Raw genomic sequence first — 7,559 nt, 5'->3', positions numbered from 1 at the left:
GGTAGTCGCCCCTTCCCCAACCCCGGGTCCTGGACTCCGGCCGACACATCCCTGCCTGCCTTTGTCGCAGGCAGGGTTCGCCTCCCAACCCGGCTGGTATACGCTGTATACCGAAGCACTCCACTCACAGGAGGAACACCGCATGGCCGACCGATGGCTGCTTCGTGGAGCGGAGGTCATCACCTGCGACCCCACGCAGGAGGACCTGCCGCGAGGCGACGTCCTCGTGGAGGACGGGGTCATCGTCGCGATGGGCCCCGAGCTTCGTGTCAGTGACTGCCGCGTCGTCGACCTGCGCGGGAAGCTGCTCCTGCCGGGCCTCATCGACGCGCACCGGCACACGTGGCAGACGCCCTTGCGCGCCCTGGGGGCGGACTGGACCGTCATGGACTACCTGGCGGCCGTGCGCGTGAAGCTTGCTCCCGCGTTCCAGCCGGAGGACGTGCATGCCGCCAACCTCGCCGGAGCGCTGGAGGCCCTGGACGCGGGCATCACCACCCTCGTGGACTACTCCCACTGCATCGAGTCCCCCGAACACGCGGACGCCGCGCTCACGGCGATCGATGACTCCGGCATCCGGGCGCTCTTCGCCTATGGCCTCGCAGCGGGGCCCCTTGAGAGCACCTCGCTGCCCACGCATGCAAGCCGGCTCGCGGATGCCAGGCGCCTGCGGACCACGCGGCTGACGTCGGACACCGGGCGGATCCGCATGGGCATCGCGCTGACGGAGATGCAGGTCCCCTGGGAGCAGAGCCGCGCGGAAGTCCTGGCCGCTCGCGAGCTGGGCGTCCCCATCACCGCCCACTGTTCCGCGTGGCCCGTGTCGGGGCCGAGCGAAGTGCAACGGCTCGCGGCCGAAGGGCTGCTCGGTCCGGACCTGCTCTTCGTCCACTGCACGTTCAGCTCCGACGATGACCTCCAGCGCATCGCCGACAGCGGTGGCTCCATCGCCGTGACTCCGGAGACGGAGCTGCAGATGGGCATGGGCTTCCCCGTCACCGGTCGCGCGCTGCGTGCGGGGGTCCGCACGACGCTCGGCTGCGATGTCGTCTCCAGCAACGGCGGGGACCTGTTCACCGCGATGCGGCTGGCCCTCCAGGTGGAGCGCGCCAGGGCCCACGAACGCGACGGCCTGTCGCGGGTCCTCGCGCTCAAGGCCGCGCGCATGCTCTCCATGGTGACGCTCGATGCCGCGGAGGCGCTGGGCCTGGGGCACATCACGGGCTCCCTGCGCCCTGGCAAGGAGGCGGATCTCATCGTGCTCGCCGCGGACGCGCTGAACCTGACGCCGCTCAACCGCCCCCGGGACGCGGTGGTGCTTCAGGCCCACGCGGGCAACGTCGAGTCCGTCATGGTCCGCGGACGGTGGGCGAAGTTCCAGGGCGCCCTCGTCGACGTCGACGTGGAAGCGGTCCGACGCCGCGTGGTGCAGGCTCGCGACGCGGTGCTCACCCGCGTGGGTGGACCGTCCGCGCTCCTGGGTGAACGGGAGGCGCTCGCGGAGCACTGGGAGCTGGGCGCCGCGAAGGACGCGTGACTCAACCCGGGCGAGGGCGGGGCGGCTTCTTGCGCACGGCTTCCTGCCTTGCGTCGATGCGCCGCTGGATCCCCTCCAGCATGAAGTCGAGGCTGGCCTCGAACTCGCGCCCGACGTCCGTGGCCCGCATGTGCGGCACGCTGTGCGCCAGGCCCGGGTAGTCCTTGGCGGGAAGCGCCTCGGCCGCCGCGAAGAACTTCTCGAACGGCGGAGGCGTGTCCCGGGTGCTCACATCCCAGGGCTCCTGCCTGCGGACCGCGCCCGCCAGCCACGAGAAGAACGTGTTGTGCAGCGCCCCCGCCTCCTTCCACGGGATGCCCGCGCCGTGCAGCTTGCGCACCGTCCTGTCCAGGATGACGAGCGCCGTGTGCACCGTGGGGCCTTCGTCCAACAGGAAGTCCATCAGCCCCCGGTGCGCCAGGCCCACCGCGCGCACGCGGCCCGCGAGCACCCGGAGCCAGGGCACCGGCTCCAGCCGCTCCTCCGGGAGCGCGACGGTGCCCAGGATGGCCTCGACGGACAGGAGCACGAGCGCGTCCCGGTGCTCGACGTGCTTGTACACAGCCATGGGCGTCACCCCCAGCCGCTCCGCCAGCGTCCGCATGGAGAGCTGCCGCAGCCCCTGCTCCCGCACGAGCACGACGGCGGCCTCCACCACGAGGTCCCGCGAGAGTCTGGGAGGACGCTTGCGCGCGGCGGAGGGCATGCGCCGCAGCATACGCGCTACACGGGCAGCGGCGCCGTCAACGCCCGCGCCAGCTCCCGCACCAGCCGCCGGGCCACCTGCGCCGAGGGCAGCCCGGACGTACGGGCCACCGCTCCCGGAAGGAGGCTCGCCTCCGCGTCACGCTCCAGCGCGAGCCACGCCTCACTGCGCGCCGCCTCCACCCGCGCCCGCGCTTCGGAGGAGAGCCGGCCCAGCGCCCACGCGTCGATGGCCCAGGACAGCTCCGCGTGCCGCAGCTCGTCCGGCGCGATGGTGCCCAGTGATTCGCGCACCGCCGCGTCCTCCGCGCACCGCGCCTGCCATTGGGCGAGCAGCGCGCCGAACGTCTCCCGCACGCAGCCCTCCACCGCGTTCTCGAGGGCGAGCGCCTCCAGAGACCGGTGCTGGAACGGCGCCACCGTGAGCTCCGGCATCGCGGCCCCATGCCGGACCGCCAGGGCCTCCATCACGCGCGCGTGCCGCACCTCCTCCCCCGCGGAGCGACGCGCCGCCCGCACCAGTCGCTCCGGCGCGCCGTGCGCGGACAGCTCGTCCGCGAGCCGCTCGAAGGCCGGCACGGACGCGGCCTCCAGGTGCGCCATCTTCGCGAAGAGGGCCCCGAGCTCCGGTGCCCCACCCGCCACCGCGCCATCGCTGCACAGCCCCTCCGGTCGGCGCCCCTCGCAGAGGTAGCGCATCTCGCAGCTCACCTCGTCGGGCTCGGGGAGCGCCTCGGAGGTGCGGTGGAGCGAACACGGCGTGGTGCCACCCACCAGCGCGCACAGCTCCTCGCAAGGCATGTCCGCCGTGGCCGTGCCTCCGTCGCTCAACGGGATGTTGGCGATGGGGCGCGTCTCCTGCTGCGGGGAACCCGACTCGCAGCCCCACGTCGAGGAACACGCCATCCCCAACGTGGAGACAGGCGCGAGGAGCAACAGGCGGGAGAAGGCACGGCGGAGCTTGCGGCGGGACATGAAGACACCCTCGTCAATCACAGACCTGCCGGCTCCAGGCCGCCACAGTCTGCCACAGCCACCCGCCGGGACTTCAACTTTCCATCTCCCAGAAATAGCCACTTTCCAAGCAACTCGTTCCCGGGTCACAAGAAAACCCTGTCGTCACATTTCCCCCTCGATGGTTTCCCCTTCCCCTGGAGTGAGATGAAAAAGCAATTGCTGACGCTCACCGTTGTGACGCTGGCAGCCACCAGCGTCCTGGCGGCGGACCGCATGAACCCGGCGGACCTGCGCCGTGTCACCAAGGCGCGAGAGTCCCTGGTCCCCGCCGTCGCGAAGGAGTTCGGGCCCAAGGCCCGCTTCGTCCACCTCTTCGGCCAGGGCCGGGGAATGCTGGCGGGCGTCGTCGCGGAGATTCCGTCGGAGCCGCTGGGCACGGACGAGCTGCCGCTGCTGGCCATCGTGAAGTACGACGAGTCGACCGGCGCGGTGCGCGTGGTGGACCGCGAGTTCAAGTACCGCGAGGCGCGCACGGTGGGCGCGGACGTGGCGCTGCTGGATGGCGAGGGCACGCTGCGCATTCGCGACGCGAACGGCAAGGACCGGCTGCTGGCCCGGGGCGTGGGCGGCGACCTGTTCCCCACGGCGAAGGGTGACGCGCTGGTGGCCACGCTCTTGATGAGCAGCGAGGGGCCGCATGAGACGGCGGTGGGCATCATCGACCTGAACGGCCGCGTGAAGGTGTTGGCGGACGGGCCCGGCGTGGACGCGACGCCCAGCATCTCCCCCGACGGCAGGACGGTGGTGTTCGTGTCCGGCCGCACCAGCGTGGCGTCGTTCTACGTGACGACGGTGGAGGGCGCGGAGGCGAAGCAGCTCACCAACGTGGGGCTGGAGAACTGGATGCTGTTCGGCGGCCCTCCGAAGGAGTTCGTGCCCCCGCCCGTCTCCACGCACCACATGGAGTGGTTGAGCGACGACGTGCTTCGCTACAACGGCGGCGGCGGCGCCTTCTGGAAGCTCAACGTGCGGACGGGCCAGGCGGCTCCGGATGTGGAAGGTGGGAAGTGATGCGCGCGACGATGAAGCCTCTCACCCTGGCGCTGGCCATCATGCTGCTGGCCCTGCCGGCGGTGTCCTCCGCCCAGACGATGTTCCGCTTTCCCGCGTCGCAGCTCGCGGACCAGTGTGGCAACGGCGGCTGCACGGTGAGCGCCTACAAGGACTACGGCGGCAGGGACTACGCCTGCGGCGGCGTGCGCTACAGCGGGCACACCGGCACGGACTACGCGCTGGTGGGCGGGTTCAGCAAGATGGACTACGGCGTCTGGGCGATGAACGCGGCGCGCGGCTACGTCGAGGCGTCGGTGGATGGGTATTACGACCGGTGCAACTACTGGGACCAGGCCAATCCCTACGCGGCCTGCGGCCTCTACACGGCCAACTACATCATCATGCGACACCCGGACAACACGCAGACCTGGTACTGGCACCTGAAGGCATACACGCAGCAGTTCGCGCGCGGTACGACGCTGACGTGCGGCAACTGGATTGCCCGCGTGGGTTCGTCCGGCGCCTCCACCGGCCCTCACCTGCACTTCGAGTACTGGGTCCCGGGCTACGGCACGGATGACCCGTACGCCGGCTCCTGCGGCACGCCCTACACGCGCTGGACCGCGCAGGGTGCGTACCGGGGCCTGCCCGGCATCACCTGCCAGTAGCCACCTGACAGGGCCTGTGTCCGTCCCCGGTTCTCAGGCCGGGGGCGGGCGCTGTTCGGAGCGGCGGCGCAGCCAGTTGCGCAGGAAGGCCTTCACCTCCGGGTGCTGGGACTGCTTGAAGTGGTCCGGCGGGCCGTACTCGACGACGCGGCCCTCGTGCATGAGGGCCAGGTTGTCGGCGGTGCCGAAGGCGGACGCCACGTCGGGGGTGATGACCAGCGACGTGGCGCCCAGCTGCTGCTTGCCCTTGGTGATGATCTCGTTGACGGCGGCCGTGGTGAGCGGATCCAGGCCGGCGGTGGGGTCGTCGTAGAGGAGGATTTTCGGCTGGAGGATGGTCGCGCGCGCGAAGCCCACGCGCTTCTGCATGCCGCCGGACAGCTCGCCTGGGAAGCGCGTGGCGGCGTGCGACAGGCCGACTTTTTCCAGCGTCTGGTTCACCGTGCGGGTGATTTCGTCCTCGGGCGTCTGGGTGCGCTCGCGCAGCGGGAACGCCACGTTGTCGAAGACGTTGAGCGAGTCGAACAGGGCGTTGGCCTGGAAGAGGATGCCCAGCTTGCGGCGCATCTGGTTGAGCGCGGGTTCGTTCATCCGCGCCACCTCTTCCCCGTCCACGAGCACCACGCCCCGGTCCGGACGCATCAGGCCCATGATGTGCTTCATCAGCACGGTCTTGCCCGAACCGGAGACCCCCATCAGCACGCAGGTGGTGCCCTCCGGCACCACGAGGTCCACGCCCCGCAGGGCCGCCTGCCCGCCGAAGGATTTGTGGAGGTCCTTCACCTCGATGGTCAGCGTGGGCGCCGTCCCGTTGTGGCTCTCGCTCATGGCGCCCCCACCCTACTCCAGGGTCATGTACTCCGGCTGGTACACCGACCGGTTGCGCAGCGGGGACGGCCCCCCGCTGTTCACGCAGTAGCCCGTGGGGTTGTCACAGCCGCCCTCCGGGTTGCCCCAGTACGCCGTGAGGTTCATCCAGGCCAGGCTGCCCGTGTAGCTGCCGGCCGGCTGCCAGGGGATGACCACCAGGTTGTTCCAGGCGTCCCACGCGAGCCCCGCGCCGGTGTCGTCCGCGAGGAAGTCCCCGTTGAAGATGGTTTCGTAGATGTGGCGGGCCGCGTCCGGGTAGAGGCCGTGCGAGCCCTGGGCGGAGAAGACCTCCGGGTGCCAGCCCGTGAAGAAGACCGCCTTGTCGCCGAAGGCGAAGTCCTGCCCGTTGGCGTGCTGGCTCAGGTAGACCCGCGCGGGGCGCCCGTCGATGAAGCGCACGGTGAGGTGTTCCCAGTCGCCCACGTGGTTGCCGAAGGTGGAGTAGCCCCCCGCGCAGCCCCAGGGCGAGTACCAGCCGATGCACACGCGCTTGCCATTGTTGTAGGGGTAGAAGCTCCAATACAGCACGTCGGTCACGTTCGTCGGCTGGCCGCCCTGGGTGCGAGCGATGAGCTGCGCGTAGACAGGCACCGATGTCTGGTTGGGCCGCTGGCCGTCCAGGAACTGCGGATCCGTGCAGGAGTCACAGCCCAGCGCCTGGTTCGTCACGAGGTGGCCGTTCTCCTCGTGGACGTTGGCCAGGTGGAACTGCGTGGAGGACGGGAAGTAGGACTCGTCCGGGTGGAGCCAGATGCGCGGCGCGAACGCGGCGACGGTCTGCGCGTCCACCGGCTGGCCCCGCAGCTCCGCGTTGGACGTGGCGCTCTTGTTGAGGGCCCAGTAACGGTTGCCGCCGGTGTCGCCGTGGCTGGGACGGGAGACGAAGGTGGAGGCGGGCAGGCCCCGGTGGTCGCGCGTTATCGCCTGCCACACGCCGATGTCGTCGTTGGCGCCGGAGCCGCTGTCGTCCCAGAGCCACGCGGGGTTGGCGGGCAGGACGTATTCGCTGCGCACGCAGCGGATGAGGTCGGTGGAGGGCTTGGAGTAGCCCAGCACGGCGACATGGCCCAGGCAGGTGTAGCCCGCGGGTGCCACGGGTTCCCAGAAGGACACGTCGTGCGTGCCGCCCGAGCCGGAGTCGCTCCAGATCCAGGTGTAGTTGGACGGCCGCGCCAGGAGGTCGCCCTCGCCGCGCACGAGGAAGGTCGTCGCGGGGGCCTGTCCCCGGTTGGGCATGGCGACGTCGCCCAGGGAGAAGAAGCCCGGCGTCAGGGAGAGGTCGGGGCGCCAGACGGAGATGTCATTCGTCGCGCCGGTGCCGTGATCATCGTAGACCCAGGTGAAGCGGCTCCAGGGTTTGACCTCCAGGGCCTTGGGATAGCGCAGGGGCAGCGAGTCCGCGCTCAGGGAGAACTCGGCGCTTTGGTTGGAGAGCGCGGTCGCCGCGACGACCTTGAAGCTCCCGGCGGGCAGCGTGACGGAGAGCCGCGCGTTCGTGCCGCCGCCGCTGTTGTTGTCCTGGGCGAGCACGGTCCCGTTCGCGTCCAGGAGGTAGAGCCAGGCATCCGCCGACGAGGTCAGCGTGAAGACCACCGGGGTGCCGGTGGACGGCGCGTCGAGCAGGAACACCCGGTTGGCCGGACTGGAAGGACTCTGGCCGCCCGAGCCCTGCCAGGCTCCGTAGAGGGTGTTCGCCCGGGCCAGGTGAGGCAGGAGCGAGGTCGTGGCGAGCGCGACGAGGGGGAGCCATTGCTTGAGGGCCATGGGCG

General features: G+C 70.5%; 7 protein-coding genes. 3 read left to right on the top strand and 4 right to left on the bottom strand.

Annotation, left to right across the window (positions count from 1 at the left end; genetic code table 11):
• Nucleotides 1–142 precede the first annotated feature (142 nt).
• On the top strand, nucleotides 143–1,537 hold the full coding sequence (locus D7V97_RS05505; protein ID WP_120609528.1) for an amidohydrolase family protein: 1,395 nt from the start codon (nucleotides 143–145) through the stop codon (nucleotides 1,535–1,537).
• A gap of 1 nt (nucleotide 1,538) precedes the next feature.
• Here D7V97_RS05505 and D7V97_RS05500 read toward each other — a convergent pair whose 3' ends face one another.
• Complete coding sequence (locus D7V97_RS05500) at nucleotides 1,539–2,243, bottom strand: TetR/AcrR family transcriptional regulator (protein ID WP_158623284.1); 705 nt, start codon at nucleotides 2,241–2,243, stop codon at nucleotides 1,539–1,541.
• Nucleotides 2,244–2,260: 17 nt separating this feature from the next.
• Nucleotides 2,261–3,217: a hypothetical protein gene (locus D7V97_RS05495; protein ID WP_147444702.1), complete on the bottom strand. Its 957-nt coding sequence runs from the start codon at nucleotides 3,215–3,217 to the stop codon at nucleotides 2,261–2,263.
• A gap of 186 nt (nucleotides 3,218–3,403) precedes the next feature.
• Between D7V97_RS05495 and D7V97_RS05490 the strand changes: the two genes are divergently transcribed.
• On the top strand, nucleotides 3,404–4,270 hold the full coding sequence (locus D7V97_RS05490; RefSeq protein ID WP_120609525.1) for a PD40 domain-containing protein: 867 nt from the start codon (nucleotides 3,404–3,406) through the stop codon (nucleotides 4,268–4,270).
• 11 nt (nucleotides 4,271–4,281) lie between these two features.
• The gene (locus tag D7V97_RS05485) at nucleotides 4,282–4,920 is read left to right on the top strand and encodes a M23 family metallopeptidase (protein WP_120609534.1); all 639 of its coding nucleotides are present in this window, start codon (nucleotides 4,282–4,284) and stop codon (nucleotides 4,918–4,920) included.
• Nucleotides 4,921–4,953: 33 nt separating this feature from the next.
• Here the strand turns inward: D7V97_RS05485 and D7V97_RS05480 are convergent, their stop codons facing one another.
• Together D7V97_RS05480 and D7V97_RS05475 are read right to left on the bottom strand one after the other, a co-directional pair.
• The gene (locus tag D7V97_RS05480) at nucleotides 4,954–5,748 is read right to left on the bottom strand and encodes an ABC transporter ATP-binding protein (protein WP_120609524.1); all 795 of its coding nucleotides are present in this window, start codon (nucleotides 5,746–5,748) and stop codon (nucleotides 4,954–4,956) included.
• Between the two features lie 12 nt (nucleotides 5,749–5,760).
• A complete protein-coding gene (locus tag D7V97_RS05475; protein ID WP_120609523.1) occupies nucleotides 5,761–7,554 on the bottom strand; it encodes a Vps62-related protein in 1,794 nt (597 codons plus the stop codon).
• Nucleotides 7,555–7,559: the final 5 nt, after the last annotated feature.

It is taken from the genome of Corallococcus sp. CA053C (assembly GCF_003611675.1).
GTDB lineage: Bacteria > Myxococcota > Myxococcia > Myxococcales > Myxococcaceae > Corallococcus.
This window is presented reverse-complemented; position numbering and strand designations above follow the sequence as displayed.